At 74.7% G+C, this 16,555-nt stretch carries 12 protein-coding genes and 1 pseudogene; 9 read left to right on the top strand and 4 right to left on the bottom strand.

The window, feature by feature from the left end; translation table 11 throughout:
• The first annotated feature begins 59 nt into the window (after positions 1 to 59).
• Positions 60 to 1,274, top strand: a complete 1,215-nt coding sequence (locus IE271_RS31720) for a M20 metallopeptidase family protein (protein WP_190193937.1) — start codon at positions 60 to 62, stop codon at positions 1,272 to 1,274.
• Here IE271_RS31720 and IE271_RS31715 read toward each other — a convergent pair.
• From IE271_RS31715 to IE271_RS31705, 3 genes are all read right to left on the bottom strand, one after another.
• Complete coding sequence (locus IE271_RS31715) at positions 1,225 to 2,220, bottom strand: hypothetical protein (RefSeq protein WP_190193936.1); 996 nt, start codon at positions 2,218 to 2,220, stop codon at positions 1,225 to 1,227. The two genes, IE271_RS31720 and IE271_RS31715, sit on opposite strands and share 50 nt — an antisense overlap.
• Before the next feature lie 14 nt (positions 2,221 to 2,234).
• The gene (locus IE271_RS31710) at positions 2,235 to 3,506 is read right to left on the bottom strand and encodes a hypothetical protein (RefSeq protein WP_190193935.1); all 1,272 of its coding nucleotides are present in this window, start codon (positions 3,504 to 3,506) and stop codon (positions 2,235 to 2,237) included.
• Between the two features lie 294 nt (positions 3,507 to 3,800).
• Positions 3,801 to 4,031 (bottom strand): hypothetical protein, encoded by a 231-nt coding sequence (locus IE271_RS31705; RefSeq protein ID WP_190193934.1) that lies wholly within the window; start codon positions 4,029 to 4,031, stop codon positions 3,801 to 3,803.
• An 88-nt stretch (positions 4,032 to 4,119) separates the two neighbouring features.
• On the opposite strand from IE271_RS31705, the pseudogene IE271_RS31700 reads away from it, so the two are divergent.
• From IE271_RS31700 to IE271_RS31675, 6 genes and pseudogenes are all read left to right on the top strand, one after another.
• Positions 4,120 to 4,637 (top strand): annotated as a pseudogene (locus tag IE271_RS31700) (AIM24 family protein); the annotation flags it as partial.
• A 206-nt stretch (positions 4,638 to 4,843) separates the two neighbouring features.
• A complete protein-coding gene (cyc2, locus tag IE271_RS31695) occupies positions 4,844 to 7,060 on the top strand; it encodes a germacradienol/geosmin synthase Cyc2 (protein ID WP_190193933.1) in 2,217 nt (738 codons plus the stop codon).
• A 268-nt stretch (positions 7,061 to 7,328) separates the two neighbouring features.
• Positions 7,329 to 9,221, top strand: a complete 1,893-nt coding sequence (gene phsA, locus IE271_RS31690) for an O-aminophenol oxidase PhsA (protein WP_190193932.1) — start codon at positions 7,329 to 7,331, stop codon at positions 9,219 to 9,221.
• Positions 9,222 to 9,358: 137 nt separating this feature from the next.
• The gene (locus IE271_RS31685; RefSeq protein WP_190193931.1) at positions 9,359 to 9,985 is read left to right on the top strand and encodes a PDZ domain-containing protein; all 627 of its coding nucleotides are present in this window, start codon (positions 9,359 to 9,361) and stop codon (positions 9,983 to 9,985) included.
• Between the two features lie 145 nt (positions 9,986 to 10,130).
• A complete protein-coding gene (locus tag IE271_RS31680; RefSeq protein WP_190193930.1) occupies positions 10,131 to 11,255 on the top strand; it encodes an aminopeptidase P family protein in 1,125 nt (374 codons plus the stop codon).
• A gap of 46 nt (positions 11,256 to 11,301) precedes the next feature.
• A complete protein-coding gene (locus IE271_RS31675; protein ID WP_190193929.1) occupies positions 11,302 to 12,222 on the top strand; it encodes a phosphotransferase family protein in 921 nt (306 codons plus the stop codon).
• 57 nt (positions 12,223 to 12,279) lie between these two features.
• Here IE271_RS31675 and treZ read toward each other — a convergent pair whose 3' ends face one another.
• Complete coding sequence (gene treZ / locus IE271_RS31670; RefSeq protein WP_190193928.1) at positions 12,280 to 14,025, bottom strand: malto-oligosyltrehalose trehalohydrolase; 1,746 nt, start codon at positions 14,023 to 14,025, stop codon at positions 12,280 to 12,282.
• A gap of 163 nt (positions 14,026 to 14,188) precedes the next feature.
• Between treZ and IE271_RS31665 the strand changes: the two genes are divergently transcribed.
• A complete protein-coding gene (locus tag IE271_RS31665) occupies positions 14,189 to 14,740 on the top strand; it encodes an FHA domain-containing protein (protein WP_190193927.1) in 552 nt (183 codons plus the stop codon).
• Positions 14,741 to 15,208: 468 nt separating this feature from the next.
• Positions 15,209 to 16,522, top strand: a complete 1,314-nt coding sequence (locus IE271_RS31660) for a M14 family zinc carboxypeptidase (RefSeq protein ID WP_190193926.1) — start codon at positions 15,209 to 15,211, stop codon at positions 16,520 to 16,522.
• Positions 16,523 to 16,555 lie beyond the last annotated feature (33 nt).

The following is a 16,555-nucleotide window of genomic DNA, read 5'->3' as shown; positions in this document are numbered from 1 at the left end:
TCCCGTGGGCGACCCCGTGGGTCTGCCATGCTCGGGGGACGAAGCCGTGAGGGGGCGCCGTGCTGTCGAAGCTGGTCCCGAGCCTGGAGAGGGAACTCGCGCACGCCGTGCCCCTGCGGCGCAGGCTCCACACCTGCCCCGAGCCGGGCGGGCGGGAGTCCGCCACGGCCCGCCTCCTCACCGAGGCGCTGCCCGTGCCGGTCCGGCGGCTGGGGGACAGCACGAACCTGGTGGTACGCGTGGGCGGGGAGGGACCCGGCGTCCTGGTCCGGGCCGAGCTCGACGGGGTGGAGCTGCACGAGGAGACCGGCAGCCCGCACGCTGCCAGGAACGGCCTCATGCACGCCTGCGGCCACGACGTGCACTGCGCGGCTCTCGTCGCGCTGGTCCGGGCGGCTCTTCCGCTGGCGGACGAGCTGCCGGCCCCGCTGGTCGCGGTGTTCCAGGCCAGTGAGGAACGCACACCCTCCGGAGCCGAGACCGTCCTGGCCGACGAGGAGCTGACGCGTACGGTGCGCGCCGCGGTCGGCGTCCATGTGCATCCCGGCATCGTCTGGGGGCGACTCGGGGCGGATCCCGGCACGGTCAACGCGGCCACGTACGGGTTCGAGGTCCTCGTCGAGGGGCGGGCCGGGCACGGGGCCTACCCCCACACCACGCGCGACCCCGTGCTCGCCCTCGCCCAGACGGTCGTCGCCCTGCACACACTGACCGGACGCAGGGCCGATCCGCTGAACCCGTCCGTGCTCAGCGTGTGCGCCCTGTCCGCAGGAGCGGGCGACAACGTCATCCCGGGCACCGCCCGTGCCCTCGGCACGCTGCGCACCATGGACGGGGACGACACCGCCGGACTGCGCGAGGCCGTGCGTGCCACCGTGGAGCAGATCGCCGCGGCCCACGGCTGCGCCGGCACCGTCCGTACCGTCCGGGACGAGCCCGCCCTGGTCAACGACGCCGGACTCACGGCGGCCTTCCGCGCCCTCGCCGACGAGGCGGGGATCGCCCTCGCCGCGCCCTGGCGCTCCTGCGGCGGTGACGACTTCGCGCGCTACGGGACCCGATGGCCGTCCCTGATGGTGTTCCTCGGCCTGGCCGGGGCCCCGGACTTCACCCCGGCCGGGTTGCACAGCCCGCGCTTCCTGCCGCCCGAGGACGCGGTCGGCAGGGTCGCGCTCGCCCAGGCCCTCGGCTACCTCGCGGCCGCCGGGGCCGGGCCGGACGGCGTCACACCTGCACGCGCACGATGGGGAGCGACTTCATCTTCAGACGGGTGAACAAGTTCTCGAAGTGGTGGCACAACTGGCTGCCGGAGGCCCGGTCCTCCATCACCATCACGCCGTGCAGCCCGAGCAGGGCGAACCGGTCTCCCGGCTGGTCGATCCGCGTCGGTATGGTGAACTGCAGCTTCGTGTTGTCCACGAGCAGGATCGACGGGCAGTTGGGCAGGAAGGGGATCAGCCGCATCTGGATGTCGATCCGGTGGTTGGCACCGGCGCGCCGGGCCAGCTCCATGACCCGCACCAGGTGCTCGAACGCCTGCTGATCGCCCTCCATGTCCTCGCGCCGCAACTCGACCCCGTTCAGGGGGGAGCGCCGCGCTATCTCAGCGTAGATCTCGGGCGGCCGCTGGATCAGCCGGTGGTACGAGAGCGTGGCGCTCGGCCCGTTGCGCGAGAGGTGGGAGGCGAGGCAGTCCTCGATGGCTTCGAGGTACTCCGACCGGCTGTCCGGCGGATCGAGGAGTGTGGCGCCCTCGCCCTCGGGCGGGCTGTAGTCGCTGACGACGTAGATGCGCTGGCCTGCCTTGCGTACGGCCTCGGTGGCGACGTTGTAACCGCTTCCGTCGTCCTCGTCGTCCTGGCTGTCCGGTACGAACCGCACGCCCGCGTGCACCAGGTCGATGTGCCGGTCCAACTGGTTGCGCAACCGGATCAGATGCGTCGACACCTGCCCGCTCAGAGCGCTCAGGTCGGTGTGCACCTGCTCCTTGGTCTCCCGCAGGGCGCCGGAGACCTCGTCCTCCGTGGCCAGTCGCAGCCGGTCGATGGCGAACGCCCCGGACGACGCCAGCAGTGACAGTGCCAGTATTCCGACTCCGATCCCGGTGTCCTCCACCAGAAGGGCTATCCCGTATCCGGATGCCAGGGACAGAATGACTTTCAGAAGATCGATCGCGGTGAAGTGGCGCCGCAGGAAGCGCCGCAGGTCGGATTCTGGCATGGCCTCGTTCCCCCTCAGGTCGGCCGGGCCGGACACCTCTTCGGCGGTGGGGCGAAACCGGACGGACCGGCGTACCGTCCGGTCCGCTCCTGCACGTCCTGGAAACGTTCCTGGGTGTGCCCGGCGATCCCGCCGAGCAACCGCCGTTCGATCTCCGCGAGCGGCGGGACGTCCGAGTCCCAGTCGGTGGCGCAGAAGGTCCGCCCGGTGTGCGCATAGGGATCACGCTCCCGTCCGGTCTCCCGCATCCGCGCCACGGTGCGCAACGCGTCCGGCGAACCGGTCAGGCTCCGCGTCCCGGTCCCCGCCCCGCCCAGGTTGGTGCGCGGCAGGTCGACGTGAGCGAGCCGCCACCGGTCGATGTGCAGTCCGATGGTGCGCGCGAGCAGCCCGATCTCCTCGTCCCGGTGCTGCGACGCCCGCGCCAGCGCCGGGTACAGATCCCGCATGAGGTCGTAGTGCAGCCCCACGGAGTGGCTTCCGCTGGTGCGCCCCAGCGCCTTCCGGATCGCGTGGTACTCGTCGGTGGTCAGCCGGTCCACCAGCAGATCGGTCAGCCGCACCACCGCGTCCAGGAGCCGGTCGGCGCGGCCGAGCAGGGGCAGCGCGCGGTCCGCCCGTCCGCCCTCGATCTCCTCGACCGCCCGGCCGATGTGGTCGTTGGCGGCCCGCGCCAGCAGTTCGGGCATTTGATGGGCGGCACGGAACGGAGTGAAAAGGTTCTCCCCCGGCAACCTTTTTTCTCGTACGGCCTCTCGAATGGCGTCCGGGCGCACGAAATCCTCGTACGCCGACGGTGCCCCGCCGACGCAGGTGTACTCGACCCCGATGCGCTGGAGCATGACGTAACGCAGCAGACGGCGTTTCCACTCGCAGGGTTCCGGGTGGTCGGCGAGGGGTTTCAATTCGAGCGCGAGTTCTTTCTCGGCGAGGGTGAGCCGGTGCCAGGACGGGGACGCGGTCACCGCGAGGAGGTGTCCGCCGCCGTCCTCGTCCACCGGGGCGAGATCCCTCACCAGCCAGGCCAGCTCGCTCCACGCGCGGCCGAAGCCCACCATCCACTCCAGGGACCGGACCGCTTCCGCCCCGCGTCCCTGTCGCAGTCTGACGGTCGCCTCGGCCGCCAGTTCCTCCAGGTTGAGCAGGGCCACCTCGGTGGCCTGCAGGAGCGCGCGCAGAGCCTGCCACCGGGTCCCGGGTCCGGGTCCGCCCGAGCCGGCGCGGAAGAGTGCGGGTAACGACTGGAGCTCGTCGTACGACACCGCCACCTCTGGCTCCACCGGCATCACTGTCCCCTCTGTGCCTCGCCCCCTGCGCCCGTGTCGCGCCGACGGGAAAAACTCAGTCTTGCGCATCCCGTGTCATCGGGCAGCCGTTTCACACCTCCATTCGGCGCACATTCTTGCCCGGATTCCGCGTTCTTCACTCCGGCGCTCGGAATAGCAGAGGCGTTTTCTCGGGCTGTGAAGTCCATCCGCCTTTTTGTGCGCCGTGCACTCCCCCTTCCGAGCGCCCTCCGGGCGCCCCGAAAGCCCGTACGGAGCGGGCCCCGGGGAATGCGGAGGAGGGTCCCGGACCGGTCAGGGACTCGCCCCGTCGAAGCCGTAGCGCAGCGGTTCCTCCTCGGTGCGCAGGTCGCGGCGGTAGATGTACAGCGCCTCCGCCCGGACCCCGTCCGCCTGCTCCTCCAGGACGCAGGGATACGTCACCTGCACCACCGGCGGCCGCTCGGCGACCTTCATCCGCAAGCCGTCCGCGGGCCCTCCCACGAGCACCGCGGCCTCCCAACCCCTCGTGCCATGCGTGTTCATGGCTGCACCTTAGAGCGTGCCCTCGTCCGGCATCCGTGCGCGGCGGCCCGCGGGCGCCCGGCAGAGCGCGGGGCGCGCCGACGGCGTGCGGAACGGGCCCGGCGTGGGGGGCGTGCCCAAGCGCGCGGTCACCGGGGAGGGGCTGCCGCTGATGGCGGGCCGCGGCCGGGGCGACGCCCGGTTCGCGCACGAGGCGCAGAACGTCTTCGTGGTCGACCTGGAGCCCGGCGACGTCCTCACCGTCAACGGCCGCAACGTCCTGTGCCTCGACGCGGCCCTCTCGTACGAGATCAGGACGGTGAAGGGGGCAAGCATCACCGGGGCGGCCTGTTCAACAGCGTCTTCACCGGCCACGGCCGCCTCGGCCCGGTCTGCGAGGGCGAACCGCTGGTCGTCCCGGTCTCCCCGCAGCAGCCGGTGTACGTCGACACGGACGCGGTGGTCGGCTGGACCGCGCAGCTGCCGACCTCGCTGCACCGGTCCCAGTCCATCGGCTCGATGTTCCGCGGCGGCTCGGGCGAGGCGGTGCAGCTGATGCTCCAGGGCGAGGGGCACGTGATCGTCCGCCCCGGCGAGGCCACCCCGCAGAAGGCGCAGCAGCACTGACGTTCCCCGCGGCGGCACTGGTGTTCCCCTCGGCGAGCGCCGTGCGCGCCCCGGCGGGGGCGGGCGGGAGCCGGGGGCGTGCGCCTCCGCCGGGCACGGCCCCGCGTCCTTCCCCCTTCCGCGCCCCCCTAGTCGCCGTTCACGCGATGGTGCGGTCCTGTACCGCCGGGCGGATGCGCCCGGAAGGGCCCGGGTAGGGCCGGGCCATGAGCCAGCCGTTCGAACTTCCGCACTTCTACATGCCGTACCCGGCGCGGCTGAACCCGCACCTGGACGAGGCGCGGGCCCACTCCGCGGAGTGGGCGCGCGCCATGGGCATGCTCGAGGGATCAGGCGTGTGGGACCGTGCCGACCTCGACGCGCACGACTACGGCCTGCTGTGCGCGTACACGCACCCCGACTGCGACGGCCCCGCGCTGTCGCTGATCACCGACTGGTACGTGTGGGTCTTCTTCTTCGACGACCACTTCCTGGAGATGTTCAAGCGCACCAACGACCGGGAGGCCGGCAAGGCGCACCTGGAGCGGCTGCCGCTGTTCATGCCCGCCGATCCCGCGGCCCCCGTGCCCGAACCGGAGAACCCGGTCGAGGCGGGCCTGGCCGACCTGTGGGCCCGCACCGTGCCCGCGATGTCCGCGGCCTGGCGGGAGCGCTTCGCCGAATCCACCGAGCACCTGCTCAACGAGTCGCTGTGGGAGCTGTCCAACATCGGTGAGGGGCGGGTCGCCAATCCGGTCGAGTACATCGAGATGCGCCGCAAGGTGGGCGGCGCGCCCTGGTCCGCCGGGCTCGTGGAGTACGCCACCGCCGAGGTGCCCGCGTCCGTGGCGCGCTCCCGTCCGCTGCGGGTGCTGATGGAGACCTTCTCCGACGCCGTGCACCTGCGCAACGACCTGTTCTCCTACCAGCGCGAGGTCGAGGAGGAGGGCGAGTTGAGCAACGGCGTGCTGGTGGTGGAGACCTTCTTCGGCTGCACCACGCAGGAGGCGGCCGACACCGTCAACGACGTGCTGACCTCGCGGCTGCACCAGTTCGAGCACACGGCGCTCACCGAGGTGCCCGCGCTCGCCCTGGACGCCGGACTCGGCCCGGCGGAGGTCGCCGCGATCGCCGCGTACACCAAGGGGCTGCAGGACTGGCAGTCGGGCGGCCACGAGTGGCACCTGCGCTCCAGCCGGTACATGAACGAGCGCGCCCGGCCGGCCGGCGCGCCGGCCGGCCCGGCCGGCCTCGGCACCGCCGGCCAGGACATCAGGGCCCTGCTCACGTCCGCCGGGGGTACGGGGGCGCTCTCCGCGTCACCCGGGCGGGGGGAGAGGCTGCGGGCGTACACCCACGTGCCGTTCCGGAAGGTCGGCCCCTCGCTGCTGCCCGACTTCGACATGCCGTTCGAGCTCCGGCTCAACCCCGCCCTCGACGGGGCCCGCAGGCGCCTGACGCCCTGGGCGCACAGTACGGGCATCCTCCACGAGGGCGTCTGGGACGAGGACAAGCTCCTCGCCTACGACCTGCCGCTGTGCTCGGCCGGCCTCGACCCGGACGGCACGCCCGACGCCCTGGACCTCAGCGCCCGCTGGCTGACCTGGGGCACGTACGGGGACGACTACTACCCCGTGGTCTTCGGGCACCGCCGCGACCTGGCCTCCGCCCGGCTCCTCACCCGGCGGCTCGCCGCCTGCATGCCCCTGGCCGAGGAGCCGGTCCCGCCGCCCGTCACGGCCCTGGAGCGCGGCCTCGCCGACCTGTGGCGGCTCACGACCGCGGGCATGACCCCGGACGCGCGCCGGCCGCTGAAGGAGTCGGTGGTGGTGATGACCGAGAGCTGGCTGTGGGAGCTGGCCAACCAGGCGCAGCACCGTGTCCCGGACCCGGTCGACTACCTGGAGATGCGCCGCGCCACCTTCGGCACCGACCTCACGATGAGCCTGTGCCGCCTCGGCCACGGCCCCGAGGTGCCGCAGGAGGTCTACCGCACCGGGCCCGTGTGCTCCCTGCAGAACGCCGCGGCCGACTACGCGATGCTCCTCAACGACGTCTTCTCGTACCAGAAGGAGATCGAGTACGAGGGCGAGGTGCACAACGGCATCCTCGTGGTGCAGAACTTCTTCGGCTGCGACTACCCGACCGCCCTCGGCGTCGTCCACGACCTGATGAACCAGCGCATGAAGCAGTTCCAGCACGTGGCGTCCCACGAACTGCCCGTGCTGTACGAGGACTTCGGCCTCTCCGGCGAGGTCCGCGCGATCATCGAGGGGCACGTCGTCGAGCTGCAGAACTGGATGGCGGGCATCCTCAACTGGCACCGCGGGTGCCACCGCTACGGCGCCGACGACCTGGCCCGCCGGACGCACCGGTTCGTGCCGGGCAGGATCCCCTCGATGCCGTTCCCCGAGCGGCGCGCGGGAGCCGTCGCCGCCTTCTGACCGCCCTTCCGGCCGCCGTACGCCGCGGGGCCGTCGTACGCAGCGGGGCCGTCGTGCGCGCCGGTCCCGTCGCGGCCGGCGGAGGGGTGCGACGGCCGCCGCGAACGGCGCAGGGGCGCGCTGGGGCGGGCGCGCGCCCGTCTCCCGACCTTTCGCGCCCCTTCGCTCCTTTTCTGCGGAATGGTGCATTCAGGCAACTTCGCCGGTCATCCCCGTGTCCTGTGCGGTGAGAGGAACGCACGAACGGAACAACGGGGGTGTTCGAACCTTGACCGACATCATCGAGAGGACTCCGGAGCGGTCGCCCGAGGAGCCCGCGCCGGCGGCGGCCGACGGACTCACGCCGTACGTCGCGCCGCTGCCCGTCCCGCCGGTCCTGCGGCCCGGCACGTCCGACGTGCTGCGCGAGACCGAGATCGCGGTGCGGCCCGCCTGGGTGCGGCTGCACCCGCAGCTGCCGCCGACCCTGATGTGGGGCTACGACGGCCGGGTGCCGGGCCCGACCGTCGAGGTCCGCCGCGGGCAGCGCGTCCGCATCGCCTGGACCAACCGCGTGCCCAGGGGCAGCGAGTACCCGGTCACGGCGGTCGAGGTGCCGTCGCGGCCCGCGGGCACGCCGCCCGCCACCACCGAGCCGGGCCGCGGCGGCGCGGCGCCCGACCCGGGCGTGGCCGCGCTGCCCGCCTGGACGGTGACCCACCTGCACGGCGCCCAGACCGGCGGCGGCAACGACGGCTGGGCCGACAACGCCGTGGGCTCCGGCGACGCCCAGCTCTCCGAGTACCCGAACGACCACCAGGCGGCGCAGTGGTGGTACCACGACCACGCCATGAACATCACACGGTGGAACGTGTACGCGGGCCTGTACGGCGCCTACCTGGTCCGCGACGACGAGGAGGACGCGCTGGGCCTCCCGGGCGGCGCGCGGGAGATCCCGCTGCTGCTCGCCGACCGCAACCTCGACACGGACGAGGACGGCCGGCTCGACGGCCGCCTGCTGCACAAGACCGTGATCGCCCAGGAGGAGAACCCGGAGACGGGCAAGCGGGTCACCCTGCCCTTCACCGGCCCGTACACCACGGTCAACGGCCGGATCTGGCCGTACGCCGAGGTCGACGCCGCCTGGTACCGCTTCCGCCTGGTCAACGTCTCCAACGCGCGGATCTACGAGCTCGTCCTGATCGACGAGGACGGCACCCCCGTGCCGGGCGCCGTCCACCAGATCGGCAGCGACGGCGGGCTGCTGCCCCGGCCGGTGCCGGTCGACTTCGACACGGCGATGCCCACGCTGAGCGCGGCACCGGCCGAGCGGTTCGACCTGCTGGTGGACTTCCGGGCGTTCGCCGGGCGGCGGCTGCGGCTGGTGAACAAGGGGCGCGGTCAGGCGCCCGGCGTGCCCGACCCGGTGAACGGCGTGCCGTACCCGGCGGTCATGGAGTTCCGGGTGGGCCCGGCCGCGGAGCCGGACGCCTTCGAACCGCCGGAGGTGCTCTCCGGCTCCTTCCGCCGGCTGACGCACGACGTGGAGCACGGCCACCGGTTGATCGTCCTGACCCCGCCGGCCACGAAGGGCGGCGGCGGGCACCCGGAGATCTGGGAGATGACCGAGGTCGAGGACCCCGGCGAGGTGCAGGTGCCCACCGAGGGCGTCATCCGGCTCACCGGCCCCGACGGGACCACGAGGACCTACCGGCGCACGGCCCGGACGTTCAACGACGGGCTCGGCTTCACGGTCGCCGAGGGCGCCCACGAGCAGTGGAGCTTCCTCAACCTGGCCCCGATCGTCCACCCCATGCACGTCCACCTGGCCGACTTCCAGGTGCTGGGCCGGGACGCGTACGACGTGTCGGGCTTCGACCCGGCGCTCGGCGGCACGCGGACGCCGGTCGCCCACGACCCGGACCGGACGATCCCGCTCGCGCCCAACGAGCACGGGTACAAGGACGTCTTCCAGGTGCCGGGGAGCCAGCTGCTGCGGATCATGGGCCGCTTCGACGGGGCGTACGGCCGCTTCATGTACCACTGCCACCTGCTGGAGCACGAGGACATGGGCATGATGCGGCCCTTCGTCGTGCTGCCCGCCGAGGTGCTGAGGTTCGACCACGGGGGAGGGCACGGCGGGCACGACGGGCACGCGGCCCCGGGCGGCCGTCCGGACTGAGGCCACCGCCGCCCGGGAGCGGGTCCGCCGGGCCGGGCCGGGCGGACCGGCCGAACGGCGGGCGGCGGCATCACCCGTTCGAGGATCGTCGCACGTCGGCGCGGGGGGTAGGGCTGTGCCCGGAGGTGGTCGAAGCCATGGAACCGACGGCTTTGCGTCCCAGGCCCATGCCCGGCCGGGAGACGGTCCCGGGCGATCCGTCCCGGTCCGCACGGGGCCCTCGTCCCGCGCCCCGGCGCGGACGGCGGCTGCTGATCGCGCTGCTCGTCCCGGTCGCCGCGGCGGCCCTGGTGCTGGCGGGCGTCGGGCTGGGCACCGTGGGCACCGCGGTGCTCGGCGCGCACGGGCCCGCCGACCCGCGGGCCCGTGCGCAGGCGGGAGGAGAGCGGGAGGGGGCGGAAGGCGCACGGGCGGCGGCCGCCCGGGCCGGCGGCGCGCCGTCCCCGGGCGCGTCCGCGTCCGTGTCGCCGAAGGCGGGACCTGCCGCCCGGGAGGTGCGCGCGACGCTCGGCGTGGAGGCGGTGGACGCCGCCGCGGGGCCGGGCGCGCTCCTCGTCGGCGTGCACGTCCCCGGACCCGGCCACGCGGCGGGGCTGGTCCGCGGGGACGTCCTGCTCACCCTCGGCGGAACCCGGGTCGACTCCGTCGCCGACCTCGTCGGGGCCGTCGCGGCCGCCGAGCCCGGCACCGCGCTGGTCCTGACGGTCCGCCACGCGAGCGGCGTCCACCAGCAGCTGTCGGTGACGCCCGCGGTCGTCACGTGACCGGGGCGGGGGAGGAGGCGGGCCGCTCGGCGGGGGCGGCGGCGGGGCGGTGCCGCCGAAAGGCGTGCCGACCGCTCGCGCGGCCCGTGCCGTACGGGCAGGATGCTGCCCGTAGCCTTCCGACGATCCGACGAACGGAGCCGCGATGACCGCCGCGCCCGCCCCCTTCACCGCCGCCGACCACCGCGCCCGCATGGAGCGCGCCGCGCGGTCGGCGGCCGAGGCGGGACTCGCCGGGCTGCTGGTCGCACCCGGCCCCGACCTGGTCTGGCTCACCGGGTACGCGCCGCCGGCCGACACGGAGCGGCTCACCCTGCTGGTGCTGACGCCCGGACAGGACCCGGTGCTCGTCGTGCCCGCCCTGGAGGCGCCCGACGCCGCCCGGGCGGTGGGCGCCCCGGCGCTGACGCTGCGCGACTGGACCGACGGCAGGGACCCGTACGCCGTCACGGCCCCGCTCCTCGACCCGGACGGCCGCTACGGCGTCAGCGACAACACCTGGGCGATGCACCTGCTGGGCCTGCAGCGGACCCTGCCCGGCACGGCGTACGCCTCCCTCACCGACGCCCTGCCGATGCTGCGGGCCGTGAAGGACCCGGCGGAGCTGGAGCGCCTGGCGGCGGCCGGCGCGGCCGCGGACGCCGCGTACGAGGAGATCCTGCGGGTGCCCTTCGCCGGGCGCCGCGAGACCGACGTCGCCCGCGACCTCGCCGACCTGCTGCGCGCCCACGGCCACTCCCGGGTCGACTTCACGGTCGTCGGCTCCGGGCCCAACGGCGCCGACCCGCACCACGAGGCGGGCGACCGGGTCATCGAGGACGGCGACACGGTCGTCCTGGACTTCGGCGGCCTGAAGCACGGCTACGGCTCCGACACCTCCCGCACCGTGCACGTGGGGGAGCCGGACGCGGAGGAGCGGAAGGTGCACGACGTGGTCCGCGAGGCCCAGGAGGCCGCCTTCCGGGCCGTCCGCCCGGGCATCGCCTGCCAGGAGGTGGACCGGGCCGCCCGGGCGGTCATCACGGAGGCCGGGTACGGGGAGCACTTCATCCACCGCACCGGGCACGGCATAGGCGTCACCACGCACGAGCCGCCCTACATGGTCGAGGGCGAGGAACTGCCCCTCGTACCCGGCATGTGCTTCTCCGTGGAGCCCGGGATCTACCTCCCCGGCCGCTTCGGGGTGCGCATCGAGGACATCGTCACCGTCACCGGGGACGGCGGCCGCCGCCTCAACGACACCCCGCGCGACCTGGCGGTCGTCCACTGACCGCCCCGCACGCGTCCCCCGCCCGGACCACGACCACGGCGCGACCATGACCCAGGCAGCAGCACCCACGGCGGACACGGTACGCAGGCTGGTCCGCTCCCTCCTCCCGGACGGCGGCGCGGTCGAGATCGGGCCCGCCGGCGACGGCGCGCCCTTCACCTGGCTGGTGGGCGCCCGGTACGTCCTCAGGCTCGCCCCGGACCGCGACGCCGGCACCGCGCTCCGGCGCGAGCTGCGGCTGCGCGAGCTGGTGCGGCCGCACGCCGGGGTGGCCGTCCCCGCGACCGTCGCGCACGGCGAGTGGGCGGACGGCCTGCCCTGCGCGCTCGACACCCGGATCCCCGACGGCCCCGGCGAGTACCGCACGGTGTCCGCGCTCGGCGAGGCCGACCTCGCGGGGCTGCTGAGCGGACTGCGCGAGGTGCCCGTGCGCCAGGCGGAGACGCTCGGCGTGCCGCGCGTCCGGCCGCGCTCGCTGGAGTCGCTCAAGGTCGCCGCCGCGGGCGCCGCCGAACGGCTGCGCGTGGCCGACGAGTTCGACCCCGCCCGGCTGCGCCAGCTCACCGGCGCCGCCGCCGTGCAGCTCGGGGGCCGGCCCGACGCCGCCGTCCTGGTCCACCACGGACTGGGGGAGGGACACCTGCTGGTGGGCGCCGACGGGCGGGTGTGCGGGGTCGCCGACTGGACCGGCGCGGTCGTCGGCGACCCGGCGGAGGACATCGCCGGGCTCGCCCTCGCCGTCGGTGCGCCCGCGGCGGTCCGCGCGGCGACCCTCGCCGGGTACGGGGCCCGCCCCTGCCTGCGCGGCCTGTGGCTGGCCCGCTGCGAGGCGGTGGTCCGCCTCGCCGACCGCCTCCGTGGCCGCACCGAGGAGCCCCTCCCGGCGCTGCGCGCCCGGCTCCGGCACGCCTGGGAGGCGATCCTGCTGGAACGCCTGACGGACCTGCCGGACGAAGGGCCGCTCTGACGGCCCCCGCGGCCCGGGCCCGCCTCCCCGGCGGTGGAGGCCGGGCCGGACGGCCCCTCACTGCTGGAGCAGCACCACGCAGGACTCGCCCGGCAGGTGCAGCAGGCCGTCCTCGCCGGGCCCGTCGACCGGCTCCCAGGCGGCCAGGACGCGCACGGACCGGGTGCCCAGCGGGACGGCCGCGGACTCCTTGCCGACGTTGAGCGCCACCCGGACGTCGCCCCGCCGGAAGGCCAGCCAGCGCGCCTCCTCGTCGAAGGCGACCTTGACGTCCGAGAGGTCGGGGTCCGACAGGTCCGCGTACGCGTGCCGCAGTGCGATCAGCCGCCGGTACCAGTCCAGCACGCGCGCGTGGTGGCCGCCCTCCGGCTCGGACCAGTCCAGGCACGAGCGGTCGCGGGTGGCGGGGTCCTGCGGGTCGGGGACGTCCTCCTCGGCCCACCCGTGGGCCGCGAACTCCCGGCGCCTGCCGCGCCGCACGGCCTCCGCGAGCTCCGGGTCCGTGTGGTCCGTGAAGAACTGCCAGGGCGTGCCCGCCGCCCACTCCTCGCCCATGAACAGCATGGGCGTGAACGGCCCGGTGACGGTCAGCGCGGCGGCGCACGCCAGCAGCCCCGGGGACAGCGACATGGACAGCCGGTCGCCCAGGGCGCGGTTGCCGACCTGGTCGTGGGTCTGGGAGTAGCCCAGCAGCCGGTGCGCCGAGACCCGGGTGCGGTCCAGCGGGCGGCCGTGGCCGCGGCCCCGGAAGCTGGAGTACGTGCCGTCGTGGAAGAAGCCGCCGGTGAGCGTCTTGGCGACGGCCGCGAGCGGCGCGCGCGCGAAGTCCGCGTAGTACCCCTGGTCCTCACCGGTCAGCGCGGTGTGCACGGCGTGGTGGAAGTCGTCGTTCCACTGCGCGTGCACCCCGAGGCCGCCCTCCGCGCGCGAGGTGATCACGCGCGGGTCGTTCAGGTCCGACTCGGCGATCAGGAACAGCGGCCGGCCCACCTCCTCCGCGAGCGCGTCCACGGCCGTGGACAGCTCCTCCAGGAAGTGGCACGCGCGCGTGTCCGCCAGCGCGTGCACCGCGTCCAGGCGCAGCCCGTCGATCCGGTAGTCCCGCAGCCAGGCCAGGGCGCTGCCGAGGAAGTAGGCGCGCACCTCGTCCGAGCCGGGGGCGTCCAGGTTCACGGCCGAGCCCCAGGGCGTGTGATGGGTGTCGGTGAAGTACGGCCCGAAGGCGGGCAGGTAGTTGCCGGACGGGCCGAGGTGGTTGTGCACCACGTCGAGGACCACGCCCAGGCCCAGCTCGTGGGCGCGGTCGACGAAGCGTTTCAGCGCCTCGGGCCCGCCGTACGGCTCGTGTACGGCCCACAGCGAGACCCCCTCGTACCCCCAGCCGTGCCGGCCCGGGAACGGGCACAGCGGCATCAGCTCGACGTGCGTGACGCCCAGCTCCACCAGGTGCTCCAGGCGGGCGGCCGCCGCGTCCAGGGTGCCCTCGGGCGTGTACGTGCCCACGTGCAGCTCGTACAGGACCGCGCCCGGCAGTCCGCGCCCCGCCCACTCGGCCCGCCACGCGTACCGGCCGTGGTCGACCACCGCGCTGAGTCCGTCGGGGCCGTCCGGCTGCCGCCGCGAGCGCGGATCGGGCAGCACCGGCCCGTCGTCCACCGCGAACCCGTACCGCGTGCCGTCGCCGGCCTCCGCCCCGCCCGTCCACCACCCCGCCCGGGCGGGGTCGCGCTCCAACGCGTGCGCGGCGCCCGCGCAGTGGAGCGTCATCCGTTCCGCCTCTGGTGCCCACACCTCGAACTGCACGGACCGTTCTCCCTCGTTCGCTCTCCGTGACGTCGCCCGTCCATGGTGCGACAGAAACGATCAATTCGCCGCCGCATCGCGCCGATCGGCGCATCGCGTCCGGAAGTGCCCTGTCGCGACCCGTCCTGGACACCTGTGCCCAAGCTGACCGACAATCACCACTGTGACGTCGTCCTTCCCGTTCCCCGCGCACCCCGTACGGCTCTCCGACGCCGAACGGGACAGGGCCCTGGAGGTGCTCAGGGAGGGCGTCGCCGCGGGCCGGCTCTCGCACGACACGTTCGTGCACCGCATGGAACTGGCGCTCGCCGCCCGCACCGCCGACGAGATCGCGCTGCTCACGGCCGACCTGCGGGCCGAGAAGGGCTGGACGCGGGCGCTGTTCGGCACCGTCGAGGCGGTGTCCGGCTTCACCGCGCGGCTCGGCCGGGCCTGGCGGGCCGAGCGGCTGCCCAAGCTGCTGCTGCCGTCGCCGGGCAGCTCGTACCCGCTGCGCATCGGCCGGGACCCGGCCAGCGGGCTGCGGCTGAGCGACGAGTCCGTGTCGCGGGTCCACGCCGAACTGAGGCACCAGGGCGGCATGTGGGTGCTGCGCGACCTCGGCTCGACCAACGGCACGACGGTCAACGGCCGGCGCGTCGTCGGCGCGGCCGTCGTCCGCGACGGCGACCAGGTGAGCTTCGGCCGGATGGAGTTCCGGCTCGCCTCGGCCTGAACGGACCGCCGGCCACCGGCCGTCGGCCAGCGGCCTGCCCCGGCCACAGGTCCGCACCGGCCGTCGGCCGGCACCGGCCATTGACCATTGACCGTTGGCCATCGGTCCGCATCGGCGCCGGCCCTCGCACCGACCGCGACCCCGCTGTCCGCACCGGCCGCCCCTGCCCGCGCCGGCCGGCACCGGCCTGCGTCGGACCGCCGTTCCCGGTCCGCCGGGGTCCGGTCCGGCGGGGTCCGGTCCGGCGGGCGCCGGAGAGCGACCGTACGGCGGCGGGCGGACGGCCCCCGCCGGGCTCCGGGCCGCGGCGGCGGCGCGCGGGGAAGTATTAACTTCCTTGACACCGGCGGGTGTTGACGAAACGACGCGGCCCATGACTCACTGTGCGTACCGCGTGCACGTCCTGTCCGTCACGGCCCCCTCGCAGCGAAGGGCACGAGTCTGCCGCCACTTCTCCGCTACCCGTCCGTGGACGAGCTGGGCGCCCGGGCGGCCGCGCTCGCAGCCCGCAGCCCCGGGCACGCCCGGCTGCGCCGGGTGGGCGCCTCGCGGGCCGGGACCCCGATGTGGCTGCTCTCCGTCGGGCACGGCGACCGGCAGGTCCTCGTCGTCGCCGGGCCGCACGCCAACGAGCCCGTGGGCGGCGCGACCGCCCTGCACCTCGCCGAACGCCTCCTGGCCGGTCCCGGCACGGCCGGCACCACCTGGAACCTGCTGCTGTGCCTCGATCCGGACGGCGCGCGCCGCAACGAGGGCTGGCTCTCCGGCCCGTACACCCTCGGCCACTACTTCCGGCACTTCTTCCGCCCCGGCTTCCTGGAGCAGCCCGAGTGGCTGCCCGAGGGCGCGGACGGCGCCGTCCTGCCCGAGACCCGCGTCCTGCTCGGGCTCCAGGACGAGCTGAGACCCGTCCTGCAGTGCTCCCTGCACGGCGTCGACGTCGGCGGGGGCTTCGTGGAGCTGACCCGCGACCTGCCGGGACTCGCCCCGCGCCTGGCCCACATCGCCGACGGCCTGGGCGTCCCGCTCGAACTCGGCCCGTACGACACGCTGTACTGGCCCACCCTGGGACCCGGGGTCTACCGCATACCGCCCCCGAGGACGGGCGACCTGGCGGCCGCCATCACCGAGGCCGCGGTCGAGTCGACCTGGTTCCACCCCGACGCGTACGGCACGGTGACCGCCGTCGTCGAGGCGCCCATGTGGGGCGTGCACGCCGTGCAGGACGACGGGCCGCCCGCCGACGCGGACGCGGCCCTGCGGACCGTGAGCCGCGCCCTGCGGCGGGACGCGCGGCGCCTGGAGGAACTGGTCGCCCGCATCCGGCCGCGCCTGGGCGACCTGCCGGACGCCGCCCGGCTGCTCGCACCGGTCGACGACTACCTGCTGGTCTGCCCCGGCATCGCCGACTCCTGGGACCCCGGCGCCCCGGGTGGCGGCCACCGCCTGCCGCCGCTCGGCACCGCCCGTCTGACCGCCCTGGGCATCTCCGGCCGGCGCCTCGCGCTGCGCGCCGCCGGGCTGCTGCACCAGCTCGTCACCGCCGCCGCGCCCGGCCTCACCGGCGTCCTGGCCGACCTCGACCGGCTCCTCGACGCGTGGTGCGCCGAGTACGAGCACGTCTACCGGGCCCGCTGGATCCCGGTCGCGCGGCAGGTCGAGTACCAGACCGGTGTGGTGCTGGCCCTGGCGGACCTGGCCGGGGAGGGCGGGCCGCGGCCGGCCGGGACCGCCCGCGCGGTGCCCTCCTGCCGGGCTACGGCGGACGTGCCGTTCGAGTGAGGCGGGCTGCGCCGCGGGCCCCGTGTGCCGATG

The sequence above is a fragment of the Streptomyces minutiscleroticus genome (genome assembly GCF_014650875.1).
Classification (GTDB): domain Bacteria; phylum Actinomycetota; class Actinomycetes; order Streptomycetales; family Streptomycetaceae; genus Streptomyces; species Streptomyces minutiscleroticus.
This window is presented reverse-complemented; position numbering and strand designations above follow the sequence as displayed.